Here is a 14,325-nt window from a genome sequence, read left to right on the forward strand (position 1 = left end):
TGAAGATTGCTCATGATCGGGGAGGGCGATTATCGGGGTTTAACCGGCGCAGGCCAACGCAAAGGTGGCTTGGGCGGTTTTTTTGCGGGTGATGAGCAACCGGGCAGGCGCGCCGCAGAGCTGTTCCGCAAGGGCCAGGGCGGCGCTTTCGGCGATGCCGTAACAGCCCGTATGGGCGAACGCGACGGCGGACTTGTGGCTGAGTCGGTCTGCATAAGCGGCCAGTTGCTCGGCGCTGAAGCATTGCAAAGGCAGATTCAACTGCCGCGCCAGCGCCAGCAAGCCTGGCTCGTCCTGTTTGCGGTCGATGCTGGCCAGTGCGGTGATGCTGTGGCGATCAATCCCGCCCTCGGCGAGGGCGGTATCCAACAGCGCCAGCAGGGCGTGAGCCGCACAACCGCGCTGGCAACCCAGGCCGACCACGTAGGTCATGCCGAGTATTGATCGTCGCGGTTGCGGCGGAACAGCCAGGCGCTGATCAGGCCCAGGGCCAGCCAGAACGCCCCGTTGGTCAGTTGCGAGGCGATTTTGAACTGCGCTTCCAGGGCTTGCGGCGCGAGCATCGCATGCACTTCCGGTTGCGGCGCGCCGATCACGTGCGGTACCGCAAGGATGGCAGCGCCGAGCACTTTGAGCAGCCAGTTGCGGCCGAACACGATGAGCGCAATCCCGGCAGCGGTGGAGGCCGCAGTGCCGATCCACCACGTCTGGCGCAGCGCCAGATCAGCGGCTGCCGTGCCCGGCAACTCGGGCGGCAGGCCCATCGTCGGCGCCAGCACAAAGGTTGCGTAACCGGCCAAACCCCACAGCAGGCCTTGTGCCGTGCGGGTGGGCGCACGCAAGGTGTAGAGGCCGGCCAACATCAGCGCGAAACCGACCGCTACCACCAGGTTGCCACCCGTAGTGGACAGCACGCGCTGCCAGCCGTCTTCCGGCTCCCAGGCTTCGGCATCGTGGGTGTGGGCAGCAGCGCCGGCGGCGTGTTCGTGCACCACTTCGGTGGCTGCAGGGGCTTTTTCAAAGGTTTCCGCCTGCAATATCAGCGGGGCGACCCAAAAGCTTTGCAGCAGGGTCAGCAGCAGGGCGGCCAGCAAGCCGGTGAACCCTGCGGTTTGCGCAATACGCTTGATCATGTCGGCAGGTCTCAGTGGCACGGGAACGCGGCGCTGTGGCGAGTATCGTGGGCAGCGTTGTGCACCGCCTCGATATGCGAGAAACCGGCGAAATACACCAGGCACGCGCCGAGAATCGACGCACCGATGGCGGCGGTCAGGCGTTGGCTCAGGGTAGAAGTGCTGCTGGCGGAGGGCGAAGTGCTGCTGATGATCGACATGGCGCGTCCCTTTCAGGTGTCTGGGTGAAACGAGCGCATGAAAACCCCGCGAGCCAGGCACGCAGGGTTCCGAACAGCGCCCGCCCACCGCGGGTTTGTTATCTGATTTTGCGGGCCGGTCTCCGGGCTTGCGAGGGACACTGGGTCTATAAAGCATCGCCTTCCCATGCCGTACTGGCACAGTGGATCTGACGCTTCACTCGCTTACCGTTGCGGGGGCAGCACCGGACTGGTCATGGCGTGCATGATTTACCGGTTTCCCGTTTCACCCCGTGAGGGGCACCCGAAACAAGATGTGTAGGAGAGCATGGGCGGGGGACGGTAGTCAAATGCGGCAAGCCCCTGTAGCCTTGCACCTTCGAGGTTCTTCGGCCCAGGCCGAAGCTAAGAAGGGAACGCGGTTCAAGCCGCGGCTGCCCCCGCAACTGTGAAGGGTTCATCCGACTGCCACGCCACTGCCATCAACGGCGGGAAGGCGCAGCCGGCGCCGGTCTCGCGACCCGCAAGCCCCAAGCCAGGAGACCTGCCTCGCAACCGATTTTCCAATTCAACCGGGCGGGGTGATCCGGTGACGAAATCCGCTTCTGCGCCATGCCGCAGGGCCTATCGTCCCGTATGCCCGCCCCCAAGGGCATCCGATGAAAACACTGGCCAAACTTCCCGTCACCATCGTTACCGGCTTCCTCGGCTCGGGCAAAACCACCTTGCTGCGCCATATGCTCGACAACGCCCAGGGTCGTCGCATCGCCGTGATCGTCAATGAGTTCGGCGAGCTGGGTATTGATGGTGAAATCCTCAAGCAGTGCTCCATTGGTTGCACCGAAGAAGAAGCCAACGGCCGTGTCTACGAACTGGCCAACGGCTGCCTGTGCTGCACCGTTCAGGAAGAATTCTTCCCGGTGATGCGCGAATTGGTCGCCCGTCGCGGCGACCTTGACCATATCCTTATCGAAACCTCGGGCCTGGCCCTGCCAAAACCACTGGTACAAGCCTTCCAGTGGCCGGAAATCCGCAGCGCCTGCACGGTAGACGCGGTGATTACCGTGGTCGACAGCCCGGCCGTGGCCGCTGGCACCTTCGCTGCGTTCCCCGATCAAGTGGACGCCCAGCGCAAGCTCGACCCGAACCTGGACCACGAGTCGCCGCTGCACGAGCTGTTCGCCGACCAACTGGCCAGCGCCGACCTGGTGATCCTCAACAAGTCCGATCTGATCAGCCCGCAAGACCTGGCCCGTGTGCGCCTGGAAGTCGCCGAAGAGCTGCCGCCAGCCGTGAAGATCATCGAAGCCAGCAGCGGTCGCGTACCCCTGGACGTGCTGATTGGCCTGGGTGCTGGGTCCGAAGAGCACATCGACGGTCGTCACAGCCATCACGATCACCACCACGAAGGTGAAGACGACCACGATCACGATGCGTTTGACTCCATCTCCATCGACCTGCCTCAAGCCGATGAAGCGCTGCTGCTCGACGCCTTGACCCAGCTGGTGGTGCAGCACGGCATCCTGCGCGTCAAAGGCTTCGCCGCGATCCCGAACAAACCGATGCGCCTGCTGATCCAGGGCGTGGGCACCCGTTTCGACAAACACTTCGACCGCGCCTGGACGGCCGATGAAGCCCGCATTACGCGCCTGGTGCTGATCGGCCAGGACCTCGACGCGGCCGGCCTCGAAGCGCAATTGCGCGCCGCGCTCAGCGTTTAACCCATGCACCTGCTCAGGACTCAGCCCGGTGGTTTCGTCGCGGACGACAATATTGCCGACCTTGGCCAAACGCCCGCCGAGCTGGTGATCCTGTGCAGCGGTGATTCCAGCCTGGCATTGTTGGCCGAAGCGGCCCAGCAGTTACCCGACGACTACCCCAGCCTGCGCCTGGCCAACCCGATGCAAGTGCAGAACCATGCCTCGGTCGACCTGTATGTCGATGAGGTGCTGCGCCACGCCAAGGTCATCCTGATTTCCCTGCACGGGGGCATCGGTTATTGGCGCTACGGCATCGAACGCTTGGTGGAGTTGGCCGAGCGCGGCGTGCAGTTGATTCTGGTGCCGGGAGATGATCGCCCGGATCCGGAGCTCAGCGGCCTCAGTACCGTCGGCGTCGAGGTTCGGGATCGCCTGTGGCAGTTTCTGCGTCAGGGCGGGCTGGCCAATGCGCTGGATTTCTATCGCTGCCTGGCCAGTGGCTATCTGGACCGCGATTACCCGTGGGCCGAACCGCAAGCCCTGGCGCGCACGGCGATCTATCACCCCCATAAAGCCAATGCCCGGCTCGACGACTGGCAGGCGGATTGGCACGCCGAGCAACCTGTCGCGGCCGTGCTGTTCTACCGCTCGCACTTGCAGGCGGCCAATACCGGTTTTATCGACGTGTTCTGCCAGCGCTTGCAGGCGGCGGGCCTCAATCCGTTGCCGATGGCGGTGGCCAGCCTGAAAGAGCCCGGCTGCCTCGCGGCGGTCGAGGACTGGTTGGATGAAGCGCAGGCCTCGGTGATTCTGAATACCACCGGTTTTGCCCAATCCAGCCCCGAAGCCCCGCATTTGCGCCCGTTTCGCCGCAATATCCCGGTGATCCAGGCGATTTGCGCCCAGGACAACCAGCCCGGCTGGGAGGCCAGCGAACAAGGCCTTGGCCCACGTGATCTGGCGATGCACATTGCCTTGCCGGAGCTGGACGGCCGCATTATCAGCCGGCCGATCAGCTTCAAGGACCTGGCCTGGCGCAGCGAACGCAGCCAGTCGGATGTGGTGTGCTACCGCGCAGCACCCGAGCGCATGGATTTTGTCGCTGAGTTGGCGCGGCGCTGGGTCGAACTGGCGCGAGTGCCGAATGGGGATAAACGCATCGCGCTGATCCTGGCCAACTACCCGACCCGCGACGGCCGTATCGGCAATGGCGTCGGGCTGGATACCCCTGCGGCGGCGCTGAATATCCTGCTTGCGTTGCAGGCTGAAGGTTACCCGGTGCCGACGGCCCTGCCGGAAAGCGGCACCGCCTTGATCCACGAGTTGCTGGGCGGCGTCACTAACGACCTGGACAGCCTCGACCTGCGCCCGTGCCATCAAAGCCTCGGCCTGGATGACTACGAGGCGATGTTCAAGCGCCTGCCTGCTGCCAATCAACAGGCCGTGCTGGAGCGCTGGGGCACGCCCCACAACGATCCGATGTTCCGTGACGGCCGTCTGATGGTCGCCGGTCTACGCCTGGGCCTGACGTTCGTCGGTATCCAGCCGGCACGGGGTTACCAGGTGGACGCGAGTGCGGTGTACCACGACCCGGACCTGGTGCCGCCCCACGGCTACCTGGCGTTCTATTTCTGGTTGCGCCACACCTATGGCGCCCATGGCGTGATCCATGTGGGCAAGCACGGCAACCTGGAATGGCTGCCGGGCAAAGGCGTGGGCCTGTCGGAAAATTGCTGGCCTGATGCGTTGCTGGGGCCGCTGCCGAATATCTACCCGTTTATCGTCAACGACCCCGGTGAAGGCGCACAAGCCAAGCGCCGTACCCAGGCGGTGATCATCGATCACCTGATGCCGCCGCTGACCCGCGCCGAAACCTACGGCCCGCTACGTAACCTGGAGTTGTTGGCGGACGAATATTACGAAGCCCAACTGCTCGATCCACGCCGCGCCCGCGAGCTGCAAAAAGACATTCTCAAGCTGGTGCGTGAAGCCTGCATCGACCAGGAACTCGAACTGGATGGCGACGCCGATGCGGCGGTCTGGTTGCCACGCCTGGACACCTACCTGTGTGACTTGAAGGAATCGCAGATTCGCGACGGCCTGCATATCTTCGGCGAGTCGCCCCAAGGCCGCTTGCGCATCGACACCTTGCTGGCGTTGCTGCGCATCCCCCGTGGTGATGGCCGTGGCCCGCAATCGAGCCTGTTGCGCGTGCTGGCGAAGGCGTTTGAGCTGGGTTTCGACCCACTGGACTGTGCCCTGGCCGAACCGTGGACTGGACGCCGCCCGGCGGTGTTGCAGAGCATCGACACGCAGCTATGGCGCACCGCCGGTGACACCCGCGAGCGCCTGGAACTCTACGCGGCGCGACTGATCGATCAGGCGCTGGAAGGCCCGCTTGAGCAGTTGGAAGAACCCGGTTGGGAACACGTGAAAGCGGTTATCGAAAGCCTGCGTATTGTCGTAGCGCCACGCCTGGATGCCTGCGGTCCGGCGGAAATGCGCGGTTTGCTGGATGCCCTCAGCGGCCGCTTCGTACCGGCGGGGCCGAGTGGCGCGCCGAGTCGGGGTCGCCTGGATGTACTGCCCACCGGGCGCAACTTCTTCACCGTCGATGTGCGCAACCTGCCCACCACCACGGCGTGGCGCATCGGCTTCCAGTCGGCCAGCCTGATACTGGAGCGGCATCTGCAGGACCACGGCGATCATTTGCGCCAGTTGGGCCTCTCGGTATGGGGCACCGCCACCATGCGCACCGGCGGTGATGATATCGCCCAGGCCATGGCGCTGATGGGCGTGCGCCCAGTGTGGGCCACGGGCAGCCAGCGGGTGGACGACTTCGAGATCCTGCCGGTGAGCCTCTTGGACCGCCCGCGTGTGGATGTAACACTGCGGGTGTCCGGGTTCTTCCGCGATGCGTTTGCCAACCTGATCCGCCTGTTCGATGCGGCGGTTCAAGCGGTCGCGGCCCTCGACGAGCCCGACGATATGAACCCGCTGGCGGCCAAGGTGCGCAGTGAGCGCGCCGCGTTGCTGGCGTCTGGCCTGGACGCAGAAACCGCCGCCAGGCAAGCCGGCTGGCGGATCTTCGGCGCCAAGCCCGGTGCCTACGGCGCGGGCGTGCAGGGCGCGATTGATGGTCGCCTGTGGCAAAGCCGCGAGGACCTTGCCGAGGTTTACCTCAACTGGGGCGGCTACGCCTATGGCGGCGCCGATGAAGGCACCGCTGCCCGAGAGCAGTTCGCCCAGCGCCTGAGTCAGGTGCAGGCCGTGCTGCAAAACCAGGACAACCGTGAGCACGATCTGCTCGACTCCAACGATTACTACCAATTCCAGGGCGGCATGCTTGCCGCTGTGGAAACCCTGAGCGGCGACAAGGCTGCCAGCTATCACGGCGATCACAGCCAACCGGACTTGCCGAAGATCCGTACCTTGAAAGAGGAACTGAACCGAGTAATCCGTTCTCGCGCCGCCAACCCCAAGTGGATCGACGGCGTGAAGCGTCACGGCTATAAAGGTGCGTTTGAAATGGCCGCGACGGTGGACAATCTGTTCGCTTTCGACGCCACCACGTCGCTGATCGACGACCATCAATACGCCTTGCTCGCCGACGCCTACCTGCTCGACCCCGACACTCGGGACTTTGTGCAACAGCACAACCCCGCAGCGCTGCGCGACATGACCGAGCGCATGCTGGAGGCCCAGCAGCGTGGCTTGTGGCAAGAACCGGGGGCGTACCGCGAGGCGTTGGAAAACCTGTTGCTGGATATAGAAGAAGACAGCTGATGACTGATACCCCCCATTTCCCGCTGTCCGCCGTGGTCGGCGCCGACGCCTTGAAACTGGCGCTGTGCCTGACTGCCATCGACCCGAAGATCGGTGGCGTGCTGATCGAAGGCCCGCGTGGCATGGCCAAGTCCACTTTGGCCCGTGGCCTGGCGGACCTGCTCGCCAGCGGCCAGTTTGTGACGTTGCCGCTGGGTGCGACCGAGGAGCGCCTGGTCGGCACCCTGGACCTGGACGCTGCGCTGGGCGAGGGCCGTGCGCAGTTTTCCGCCGGCGTATTGGCCAAGGCCGACGGCGGCGTGCTGTATGTCGATGAAGTCAACTTGCTGGCCGACCACTTGGTCGACCTGCTGTTGGACGTGGCCGCCAGCGGCACCAACTTGATCGAGCGTGACGGCATCTCCCATCGGCATTCGGCGCGCTTTGTGCTGATCGGCACGATGAACCCGGAGGAGGGTGAGTTGCGTCCGCAGTTGCTCGACCGTTTCGGTTTTAACGTGGCCTTGAGCGGGCAGACATTGCCGGCCGAACGTGGCCAGATCATCCGCCGTCGCCTGGATTTCGACAGTGACCCTGTTGCGTTCTGCGCCCAGTGGGCCGAACCCCAGGCGGCCTTGCGCGAGCGCTGCACCCAGGCGCGGGCGCGGCTCGACAGCATTGCGCTGGATGATCGGGCCCTGGCGCAGATCACCGAGCGTTGTTTTGCCGCCGGCGTGGATGGCTTGCGCGCCGACCTGGTCTGGCTGCGCGGTGCCCGGGCGCATGCGGCGTGGCGCGGTGCCCAGGCGATTGCCGAAGAAGATATCGACGCGGTGGCCGAGTTTGCCTTGCGTCATCGGCGCCAGGCACAGTCTCCGCCGGCCAGTCCGCCGCCTGAAGACCAGTCGCCCAGGTCCAGCGAGAACTCCGCCGGCCAAGGCCAGTGGGGCGATATGCCCGCGCCGCCGCTGCCCACCGGTGCACGTCGCGAAGTGCCCACCTGGCCAAAAAAGCCTTAGGCATTCGTCCCCGACCTGACGCGGGGGCGGATGCCCGGCCCAAGGCGGGGCGACTGGACAGGGGCAGGCAAGGCAAGGCACGCAGCGCGCAACACGGCGCGATCAACTGGCCGGGCACCTTGCTCGGTGGTCGGCCGCAATCCCGTGAGGATCTGCTGTTTCACCTGCGCAGCCGTTCGGCCCAGGAGCTGTGGCTGGTGATCGTCGATGCATCGGCCTCCACTCGGCGCCACCACGCGTTGAGCGATGCCAAGGGCTTGCTGGCCCAGCTGTTTGATGACGCGTACCGGCAACGGGCACGCATGGCCTTGCTGACCGCCAGCGGGCAGTCGCCCAAATGGCAGGTGCAGGGCTTGAAGGCGGCGAAGAGTATGGCAGGTTGGCTGGAGCGACTTGGCGCGGGTGGCGGTACGCCGTTGCTGGCGGCACTGACCGAGGCCGGGCACTGGTTGCAGGCGCGGCGCAGGCGTTATCCGGCTGAACAGCAGAAACTGCTGGTGATTACCGATGGCCGGCTCAAGGACATCGCCGGGCTACCTTTGTTGGAATGTTCAGGGTTGCTGGTGGATATCGAACGTGGGCCGATCCGATTGGGTAGGGCTCAGGCGCTGGCGGCTGGGTTGCAGTTGGATTATCGGCATATCGATAGGGTGTAGTGCCGGTGGCGCCGCCATCGGGGGCAAGCCACCTCCCACAGGTTGAAATGCATTTCAAAGGTGGGAGGGGGCTTGCCCCCGATGAGGCCATCACCTACACCTCAGATCTATCCGCCAGCCCCCGGCACATTCGGCCAAAGATCCGCCACCAGGAACAACCGCTCCGCTTCCTCCCAGTCCTCACCGTTCTGCACCATCCGCACCAACAACTGCGCCGGCGCCATTGGATCAAGTGCGGTCAGCCAATGCTGCATCCGCTCCTCGCTCCACACGTCATCCGCCAGGTAGTGCGCCGGCGCCAGCCAGGCATGCCGGGGCAGGGGTTGCCAGCGCCCGGGTGCGCTGGCGCTGGCAAACGCCTGCCAATCCCGTTGATGCAACCAGCGTCCACGCAAATGCTGCGCGTGGGCGCCGTCCGGTGGTTCGGCCAGGCCGGGCCAGGGATAGAGCAAATACCCGCCGAGCCACAAATGCGCGTCGAACTGCTGGATATCCAGCGCCGCCAAGACTTCGCGGCTTTCCGGCCGCGCCGAAATCGGCAACTGATGCTGGGCCAGATGTGCCAACTTGCGGTCCAGCCGGTCATGGCAACCCGGCCCCAGCCACTGCGCCGTGTCCTGGCCATTTCCGTTCTGCGGCCCCAGATACAGCTTGATCGCCAGTTCCAGGTGGTGCACGCCATCACGATCGCGCAGCAGCATGTCCAGCTCACCCAAGGTATGCCCCGCGCGGCGGATCGGCAGGTTGGCGGCCAGCAGTTCAACCCCCGGCGCGTGCTGCACGGCAAATTGCCATAGTCGCTCGTAGTACAGGCCCAGGCGGCGAGTGCGGGCCAGGCTCAGCCAATGCTGCAAGGCCCGGCAGTCCTGATCCAGTTGCCGCAGCCAATGTTCCAGGCGGTCGGGCGCCTGCACCCAGTCGCTGCCGGCCAACGGATGGCGCTGCGGCCAGGGCGTCTGCGCGAGCATCGGCGGGGCGAGCACCACCCACGCCAGGTCGCGCACCTCAGGGTGACGCAATTGGCGGGGCAGGGTATGCAGGTCGGGGAATACAGTCATGGTCCGAGCATAGCCTTTTAAGCCGGCGGTGGGCGTGTGAGAACCATTGTCATCAAGGCGTAGCGGTGACAAAGGATTTTGTCTGTGGCGGCCTTTCGCCCATAATCGTTTCTTTTTTGCCACACCCCACATCCCGCAGGAGCCCCATGGAGCACTTTCGCAATATCGGCATTATCGGTCGCCTGGGCAGTACCCAGGTGTTGGACACCGTCCGCCGGCTGAAAAAATTCCTGCTGGATCGCCACCTGCACGTGATCCTCGAAGACACCATCGCCGAGATCCTCCCCGGCCACGGCCTGCAGACCTCCTCGCGCAAGATGCTCGGCGAAGTGTGCGACATGGTCATCGTGGTCGGCGGCGACGGCAGCCTGCTCGGCGCCGCCCGTGCACTGGCGCGGCATAACGTGCCAGTGCTGGGGATCAACCGGGGCAGCCTGGGGTTTCTCACCGATATCCGCCCGGATGAGCTGGAAGTCGAAGTGGCCAAGGTGCTCGACGGCCATTACCTGGTGGAAAACCGCTTCCTGCTGCAAGCCGAAGTGCGTCGCCACGGCGAAGCCATCGGCCAGGGGGATGCCCTCAACGATGTGGTGCTGCACCCCGGCAAGTCCACGCGGATGATCGAGTTCGAGCTGTACATCGACGGCCAGTTCGTGTGCAGCCAGAAGGCCGACGGCCTGATCGTCGCCACGCCCACCGGTTCCACGGCCTACGCGCTGTCGGCCGGCGGGCCGATCATGCATCCCAAGCTGGATGCCATTGTGATCGTGCCGATGTATCCCCATATGTTGTCGAGCCGGCCAATTGTGGTCGATGGCAACAGTGAGCTGAAAATCGTGGTGTCCAAAGACATGCAAATCTACCCGCAGGTGTCCTGTGACGGGCAGAACCACTTCACCTGCGCCCCCGGTGACACCATCACCGTGAGCAAAAAGGCGCAGAAGCTGCGGTTGATCCACCCGCTGGACCACAACTATTACGAAGTGTGCCGCACCAAGCTGGGCTGGGGCAGCCGCTTGGGGGGTGGAGGCGACTGATGCTCGATCCCGCGCGTAGCTACGACCTGATTGGTGACGTGCACGGTTGCGCTCATACCCTTGAGCACTTGCTCGACCAGATGGGTTACCACAAGCAGGGCGGCACCTGGCGTCATCCGTCGCGCATGGCGGTGTTCCTCGGCGATATCATCGACCGTGGCCCCCGCATCCGCGAGGCGCTGCATATCGTCCACGACATGGCCGAGGCCGGCCAGGCGCTGTGCATCATGGGCAACCACGAGTTCAACGCCCTGGGCTGGACCACACCGGCGCCCCCGGGCAGTGGCAAGCAGTTCGTGCGTGAGCACAACCCACGGCATGCGCGGTTGATCCACGAGACCCTGACCCAGTTCGAACACCACCCGGCCGATTGGCACGACTTCCTCGGCTGGTTCTACGACATGCCGCTGTTCGTCGACGCCGGGCGTTTCCGCGTGGTGCATGCGTGCTGGGACGACGGCTTTATCGCGCCGCTGCGTGCGACCTTTCCGGACGGCTGCATCGACCAGCATTTCCTGCAGGCCGCCGCCGTGCCCGGCAGTTTTGCCTGCAACGCCTTCGATCGCCTGCTGCGCGGCACCGACATGCGCCTGCCCGATGGCCTGACGCTGACCGGTGGCGACGGCCTGACGCGCTCGTTCTTCCGCACCAAGTTCTGGGAAGACGACCCGAAGACCTACGGCGACATCGTGTTCCAGCCCGACGCACTGCCCGAGCCGGTGGCGCGCACACCGCTGTCCTCCACCGAAAAAAATTCACTGCTGCGTTATGGCGTCGACGAACCGTTGCTGTTCGTCGGCCACTACTGGCGCAGCGGCAAACCAGCGCCGATCCGCGACAACCTTGCCTGCCTGGACTACAGCGCGGTGCTGTACGGCAAGCTGGTGGCGTATCGCCTGGACCAGGAAACCCGCCTCGATCCGCGCAAGTTCGTGTGGGTCGATGTCGAGCGGCCGCAGGTGCTGACATGAGCCCCTGCGCGCCGCACATGCACTTTTGAGGAACCTCCATGGATGATTCGACGTTCGACCAACTGGAGGCCGCGCTGTCCGCTGCCCCCGGTAACGTCGCGCTGCTGACCCTGCTGCTCGGCGCCAGCCTTGAGCGTGGCGAGCACGAGCGCGGGCTCAAGCTGTTGCCTGCTGATCTGGAACACTTGCGAGACGCCTCTGCCTTGAAACTGGCGGCGGCCCAGTTGTTGCTGGCTGACGGCCAGGCGCAAAGAGCGCTGCCCCTGATTGAAGGTGACGATCCCGCAGCGCGTCTGCTCAAGGCGCGCGTGCTGGCGGCTTTGGAGCGCCTCAAGGAAGCCCAGGTGGAATACCGCGCAGCGGTGGACGCCAACCCGGCCCTGGAAGACATGGCGCTGTGGCGCCGCTTGAATGTGTCGGTGGTGGATTTTCCGGGGGCCGAAGGCCGCCCGCGCTTGCGGGTGATCTCCAATGACGACACCGACCAGAGCGAAGTGGTGCGCCTGCTGGTGCCGGAAAACGAAACCCTGACCTTCGACGACATTGGCGGCCTGGATGAGCTGAAAAAGACCATCCACAAGAAGATCATCCTGCCGTACCAGAAGCCGGGATTGTTCCAGCGCTTTCGCAAGAAAGTCGGCGGCGGCGTGCTGCTGTACGGCCCGCCGGGTTGCGGCAAGACCATGCTGGCCCGCGCCACGGCCGGGGAGTGCAAGGCGACGTTTTTCAACGTGGCGATTTCCGACGTGCTGGACATGTACATCGGCGAGTCCGAGCGCAAGTTGCACGCGCTGTTCGAACAAGCGCGGGCCCAGGCGCCGGCGGTGATGTTTTTCGACGAAGTGGAAGCTCTGGGCGGTAAACGCTCCAACACCCGCGAGTCCACGTCGTCCAAGCTGGTCAGTCAGTTCCTCTCCGAGATGGACGGCTTTACCAACGACAACCACGGCGTGCTGATCCTGGCCGCGACCAACGTACCGTGGTCGGTGGATTCGGCGTTCCGTCGCCCCGGTCGGTTTGACCGCGTGCTGTTTGTGCCGCCACCGGATCGCCCCGCGCGGGAAAGCATGCTCAAGTCGATGATGAAAGGCCGACCGATGGCCGACGATATCGACTTCGCCTTTCTCGCCAAGAATACCTCGGGCTTCTCCGGCGCCGACCTCAGTGAACTGGTGGAAACCGCCGCCGATGAGGCGATTGAAGCGTCCATCGAGAGTGGCGCCGAGCAGTCCATCTGCGACCGGCATTTCAAGGCAGCCTTGAAAGACGTGCGCGCCACCACCCTGGAATGGCTGACCACCGCGCGCAACTACGCGCGCTACGCCAACGAAGGCAACCAGTACGACGAAGTGCTGGCGTTCCTCGACAAACACGGGAAGGGCCGCTGATGGCGCAGTACGGTGGTTATCGCATCGAAGATGAACCGCGTCCGGGGGCCTTGGCCAAGTTTGCGGTTTCGCCCTTCTGGCCGCTGCTGGGCCTGATGCTGGGCGGCGCCTGGCTGGGCTTGCCGTGGTTCGTGTTCAACTCGATTGCGGTCGGCAGCCCGACGCGGGTGCGCGAGTGGATACTTGCCGGCGTGGCGCTGGTGGGTAGTATCGTGATCGGTTTTGCATTGCTGCAACTGGTGGGCGCCGGTTATATCCAGACCCCGGCCGAGATTCAGTACGCCTTGCTGGTGCTGGTGGTGTGGAAACTCACCATCGGCTACCTGCTGTACATGCAGCAAAACGCGACCATTGAGATTTACCAGTATTACGGCGGCGAGTTGAACCGCTTTGGTCTGCCCTTGGCGTTGATTGGTGGCTTCGTGCTTAAAGGCATGGTCGTCAAATGGCTGCCGTACACCCTGTGGTATCTGGTGGTGAGCTGATGAATACCGACTATCTGCTGCAACTGGCTTACCAACGCCTGCAAGCCGACCACAACGACGGCGCCATTGATGCCCTGCGCCAATTGCTCGCCAGCGATCCGCATTCGGCCGAGGCCCATGCCTTGCTGGCGATCTGCTTGATGAACATGCGCCGGGTGCATGCCGCCAAGCGCGAAGTGCAGTTGGCGCTGGTTTGCGACGCGCAATTGCCGTTGGCCCACTATGCCGCCGCCCAAGTGGCGATTGCCCAGCGCAAATTCAAGCTGGCCCAGGAGCATGTGAACCAGCTGTTGGACATGGAGCCGCTCAACCCGGTCAACTACCGCTGCCTGGCCGACCTGTATCAACTCACCGGCCGCCTGGCGCAGAGCCGCGAGCCGTTGGAAAAGGCCCTGGAACTCGGCCCGGACGATCCGGCGAACCTGGTGGCCATGGCGCAGTTCCATCGCGCCAGCGCCCATTGGGACCAGGCCTATCAGTTTGCCCGCCAGGCGTTGCAGGCCGATCCATCGAACGCCGCCGCCGTGGTGGTGCTCGGCCACCTGTTGCTGCGTGAAGGCGACCTCAACGGCGCCCGCGAGCATGCGATCTGGGCCCTGCAGGAAAACCCCAGCAACGTCTCCGCGCTGCACTTGCTCACGGCCGTCAAGGCGCGCAGCAATGTGTTTCTCGGCACGTGGTGGCGCTTCAACAGCTGGATGAACGAGCGCAGCGCCACCGGCGCCATTGTTCTGCTGCTGCTGATGTTTGTGGTCTACCGTGTAGTGGTCATTACCCTCACGGCCCAGGGCTATCCGCAGGCGGCCGAGATGATCAATTGGCTGTGGCTGGCCTTTGCCGCGTATACCTTTGCCGCGCCGCAGATTTTCCGGCGCTTGCTCGACAAGGAGCTTGTCCAGGTCAAGCTCTCCAAGGATTTTTGACGGGCCAGGCC

At 64.3% G+C, this 14,325-nt stretch carries 13 protein-coding genes and 2 riboswitches; of the genes, 9 read left to right on the forward strand and 4 right to left on the reverse strand.

All coding sequences use genetic code 11. The features are described 5' to 3' along the window. Positions 1-39: 39 nt before the first annotated feature. Genes DNK50_RS15665 through DNK50_RS15675 form a run of 3 tightly spaced genes read right to left on the reverse strand, consistent with a single transcriptional unit; the run spans position 40 to position 1,333 of the window. Entirely contained in the window at positions 40-432 is a 393-nt protein-coding gene (locus DNK50_RS15665) for a cobalamin biosynthesis protein (RefSeq protein ID WP_099585259.1), read from the reverse strand. Continuing rightward, positions 429-1,133: a CbtA family protein gene (locus DNK50_RS15670; protein WP_112194993.1), complete on the reverse strand. Its 705-nt coding sequence runs from the start codon at positions 1,131-1,133 to the stop codon at positions 429-431. Before DNK50_RS15670 ends, DNK50_RS15665 begins: the two co-directional genes overlap by 4 nt. Before the next feature lie 11 nt (positions 1,134-1,144). Next, on the reverse strand, positions 1,145-1,333 hold the full coding sequence (locus tag DNK50_RS15675) for a CbtB-domain containing protein (protein WP_112194995.1): 189 nt from the start codon (positions 1,331-1,333) through the stop codon (positions 1,145-1,147). Positions 1,334-1,428: 95 nt separating this feature from the next. Next, positions 1,429-1,635: riboswitch (cobalamin riboswitch) on the reverse strand. Positions 1,636-1,677: 42 nt separating this feature from the next. Continuing rightward, positions 1,678-1,879, forward strand: a riboswitch (cobalamin riboswitch). Positions 1,880-1,971: 92 nt separating this feature from the next. On the opposite strand from DNK50_RS15675, the gene cobW reads away from it, so the two are divergent. The 4 genes from cobW to DNK50_RS15695 are packed head-to-tail and all read left to right on the forward strand — an operon-like array spanning position 1,972 to position 8,452. Next, positions 1,972-3,033 carry a cobalamin biosynthesis protein CobW gene (cobW, locus tag DNK50_RS15680; RefSeq protein WP_112194997.1) on the forward strand — a complete coding sequence of 354 codons (1,062 nt, stop codon included), beginning with the start codon at positions 1,972-1,974 and terminating at the stop codon, positions 3,031-3,033. 3 nt (positions 3,034-3,036) lie between these two features. Then, on the forward strand, positions 3,037-6,798 hold the full coding sequence (cobN, locus tag DNK50_RS15685; protein WP_112194999.1) for a cobaltochelatase subunit CobN: 3,762 nt from the start codon (positions 3,037-3,039) through the stop codon (positions 6,796-6,798). Continuing rightward, a complete protein-coding gene (locus DNK50_RS15690) occupies positions 6,798-7,796 on the forward strand; it encodes an ATP-binding protein (RefSeq protein WP_112195001.1) in 999 nt (332 codons plus the stop codon). The genes cobN and DNK50_RS15690 overlap by 1 nt, the downstream gene beginning before the upstream one ends. A 53-nt stretch (positions 7,797-7,849) precedes the next feature. Beyond that, positions 7,850-8,452, forward strand: a complete 603-nt coding sequence (locus DNK50_RS15695) for a VWA domain-containing protein (protein WP_099585266.1) — start codon at positions 7,850-7,852, stop codon at positions 8,450-8,452. Between the two features lie 107 nt (positions 8,453-8,559). Here the strand turns inward: DNK50_RS15695 and DNK50_RS15700 are convergent, their stop codons facing one another. Further along, positions 8,560-9,510, reverse strand: a complete 951-nt coding sequence (locus tag DNK50_RS15700) for a DUF1853 family protein (RefSeq protein ID WP_112195003.1) — start codon at positions 9,508-9,510, stop codon at positions 8,560-8,562. A gap of 146 nt (positions 9,511-9,656) precedes the next feature. Between DNK50_RS15700 and DNK50_RS15705 the strand changes: the two genes are divergently transcribed. From DNK50_RS15705 to DNK50_RS15725, 5 genes are read left to right on the forward strand one after another with little or no spacing between them, the layout of a single operon-like run. Then, complete coding sequence (locus DNK50_RS15705; RefSeq protein ID WP_032887076.1) at positions 9,657-10,547, forward strand: NAD(+) kinase; 891 nt, start codon at positions 9,657-9,659, stop codon at positions 10,545-10,547. Then, positions 10,544-11,518, forward strand: a complete 975-nt coding sequence (locus tag DNK50_RS15710; protein ID WP_371929523.1) for a metallophosphoesterase — start codon at positions 10,544-10,546, stop codon at positions 11,516-11,518. The genes DNK50_RS15705 and DNK50_RS15710 overlap by 4 nt, the downstream gene beginning before the upstream one ends. A 38-nt stretch (positions 11,519-11,556) precedes the next feature. Next, a complete protein-coding gene (locus tag DNK50_RS15715) occupies positions 11,557-12,906 on the forward strand; it encodes a 26S protease regulatory subunit (protein ID WP_112195005.1) in 1,350 nt (449 codons plus the stop codon). Further along, positions 12,906-13,391: a hypothetical protein gene (locus DNK50_RS15720; protein WP_112195007.1), complete on the forward strand. Its 486-nt coding sequence runs from the start codon at positions 12,906-12,908 to the stop codon at positions 13,389-13,391. Before DNK50_RS15715 ends, DNK50_RS15720 begins: the two co-directional genes overlap by 1 nt. Beyond that, the gene (locus DNK50_RS15725; RefSeq protein ID WP_112195009.1) at positions 13,391-14,314 is read left to right on the forward strand and encodes a lipopolysaccharide assembly protein LapB; all 924 of its coding nucleotides are present in this window, start codon (positions 13,391-13,393) and stop codon (positions 14,312-14,314) included. The genes DNK50_RS15720 and DNK50_RS15725 overlap by 1 nt, the downstream gene beginning before the upstream one ends. The last annotated feature ends 11 nt before the right edge of the window (positions 14,315-14,325 follow it).

Source organism: Pseudomonas sp. LG1E9, assembly GCF_003290225.1.
GTDB lineage: Bacteria > Pseudomonadota > Gammaproteobacteria > Pseudomonadales > Pseudomonadaceae > Aquipseudomonas > Aquipseudomonas cyclaminis.

Excerpts from the sequence above, each read along its gene's own strand:
- DNK50_RS15665 (WP_099585259.1), bottom strand. The coding sequence starts at position 432 with ATGACCTACGTGGTCGGCCTGGGTTGCCAGCGCGGTTGTGCGGCTCAC.
- DNK50_RS15670 (WP_112194993.1), bottom strand. The coding sequence starts at position 1,133 with ATGATCAAGCGTATTGCGCAAACCGCAGGGTTCACCGGCTTGCTGGCC.
- DNK50_RS15675 (WP_112194995.1), bottom strand. The coding sequence starts at position 1,333 with ATGTCGATCATCAGCAGCACTTCGCCCTCCGCCAGCAGCACTTCTACC.
- cobW (WP_112194997.1), top strand. The coding sequence starts at position 1,972 with ATGAAAACACTGGCCAAACTTCCCGTCACCATCGTTACCGGCTTCCTC.
- cobN (WP_112194999.1), top strand. The coding sequence starts at position 3,037 with ATGCACCTGCTCAGGACTCAGCCCGGTGGTTTCGTCGCGGACGACAAT.
- DNK50_RS15690 (WP_112195001.1), top strand. The coding sequence starts at position 6,798 with ATGACTGATACCCCCCATTTCCCGCTGTCCGCCGTGGTCGGCGCCGAC.
- DNK50_RS15700 (WP_112195003.1), bottom strand. The coding sequence starts at position 9,510 with ATGACTGTATTCCCCGACCTGCATACCCTGCCCCGCCAATTGCGTCAC.
- DNK50_RS15705 (WP_032887076.1), top strand. The coding sequence starts at position 9,657 with ATGGAGCACTTTCGCAATATCGGCATTATCGGTCGCCTGGGCAGTACC.
- DNK50_RS15715 (WP_112195005.1), top strand. The coding sequence starts at position 11,557 with ATGGATGATTCGACGTTCGACCAACTGGAGGCCGCGCTGTCCGCTGCC.
- DNK50_RS15720 (WP_112195007.1), top strand. The coding sequence starts at position 12,906 with ATGGCGCAGTACGGTGGTTATCGCATCGAAGATGAACCGCGTCCGGGG.
- DNK50_RS15725 (WP_112195009.1), top strand. The coding sequence starts at position 13,391 with ATGAATACCGACTATCTGCTGCAACTGGCTTACCAACGCCTGCAAGCC.